This is a genomic window from Pseudomonas sp. 2822-15 (genome assembly GCF_002742515.1).
In the GTDB taxonomy this organism is placed as follows: Bacteria; Pseudomonadota; Gammaproteobacteria; order Pseudomonadales; family Pseudomonadaceae; genus Aquipseudomonas; species Aquipseudomonas salomonii.
On record NZ_LJRY01000232.1, the window covers coordinates 1 to 329 of the forward strand.

At 35.0% G+C, this 329-nt stretch carries 1 pseudogene; it reads right to left on the reverse strand.

Features of this window, described 5'->3' with window-relative positions:
* Positions 1 to 105: 105 nt before the first annotated feature.
* Positions 106 to 329, reverse strand: a pseudogene (locus AOA59_RS32850) (DJ-1/PfpI family protein); the annotation flags it as partial.

Sequence of the window (329 nt, forward strand, 5' to 3'; positions counted from 1 at the left end):
TTTTTATAGTAAAACCATTTCTAGCCCTTCGAGTAATAAGTTCTAAATAGAAACAGAATAAAAAATTACTGCAGACAATTAAATATGCCTGCAGTTCTATTGGTATTATAACTGAATATCATATTCCATTCGTTTAGCTGTTTCGTTAGCCACTCCTTTTCCATGTAATCGAGAGATCAGATGAAAGGACATATTTATACCTGCTGAAATTCCACCTGATGTTATCACAGAACCCTCATCCACAAATTTCACACCCTGCTGAACTGATACGTTAGGAAATTCCTTTTCTAGTCTATCAATATCCATCCAGTGTGTTGTCGCCTTTTTAC